We start from the raw sequence: 983 nt of genomic DNA, 5'->3' as shown, positions 1-983 counted from the left end.
GGGTTTATCATAAGTCATATCCAATACGCCCTGAAAGGGCAGAAGCTCCTAGCCCAGGGCAACGCCCTGGGTTTTAGAACAATACAAAAAGTCGCCCTGAAAGGGCAAAAGCTTTGAAATTGAAAGCTTTTGCCCTTTCAGGGCGACTTTTTTGCCAACATTACCCAGGGCGACTGCCCTGGGCTAGGAGCTTCTGCCCTTTCAGGGCGTACGGGGTTATGGCTGCAGGGTGAAACCTACTACCAGATAAGCTTTCTCTGTGCTAGGGTTAGCAGCTACCTGAGCAAAGACAGGAACAGAGAAGGAATCGGTAATCTTGATATCCTTGGTAGCCTTGACACCTACGTGGGTTACGGCAAAACCGTTGGCATCACCATAGAAGGTGGTGGCAAATGGAACAGCACCAATGCTTGCCTCCCAGTCGCAACCACCCAACTTGAATGGAGCGGTAGCCTCGAGATAAGATGAATAAGCACGGTCGCCATCCTTGTTGACTCCATCGTTGCCGGCGAAGTTGGTGTACCAGTTCAAGGCAAGCGGACCGAAGTCATAACCTACATTTGCCTCGAAAACATGAGAAGTTTCGTGAGCCTTGTAAGCGAAATACTTCTCGTTAGGAGAGTTGAACCAGTAATCGGTTACGCCGATATGGAAACCACCAGTCTCGTATGCCAAGGTAAGATCAAACTCCTTGGTATCTTCCGGCTGAGAAAGACCTACACTTCCCCAAGCAGTAAGAGACAGACCTTTATATCCGATACCCAATGTAGGCTGCAGGGAAACGGCTCCCAAATCTTGACCACGCCAGTAGTACTGGCTTACGATATCAGCACCGATAGAAGTTTCTACCTCGTCCTGTGCCATGGCAGCAGGAGCAAAAGCCATCAAACCGAGTGCCAAGGCACCCATCTTCTTCATATCTAAAATCTTCTTCATAATCTCTCTTATTTATGTGATCAATACTCTGTTAATTCTTATGTAAT

1 protein-coding gene is annotated in these 983 nt (G+C 48.0%); it reads right to left on the bottom strand.

What is annotated here, in order from left to right; translation table 11 throughout:
* Positions 1–216: 216 nt before the first annotated feature.
* Positions 217–936: a hypothetical protein gene (locus tag DW657_RS16625; RefSeq protein ID WP_089545312.1), complete on the bottom strand. Its 720-nt coding sequence runs from the start codon at positions 934–936 to the stop codon at positions 217–219.
* Between the last annotated feature and the right edge of the window lie 47 nt (positions 937–983).

Source organism: Prevotella sp. AM23-5 (assembly GCF_003473645.1).
Classification (GTDB): Bacteria; Bacteroidota; Bacteroidia; order Bacteroidales; family Bacteroidaceae; genus Prevotella; species Prevotella copri_A.
The sequence above is the reverse complement of the archived record's forward strand: the minus strand, read 5'-3'. Positions and strand labels throughout refer to the sequence as shown.

What these genes read in the sequence shown, in the direction of transcription:
- DW657_RS16625 (WP_089545312.1), bottom strand. Translation starts at nt 936, where the DNA reads ATGAAGAAGATTTTAGATATGAAGAAGATGGGTGCCTTGGCACTCGGT.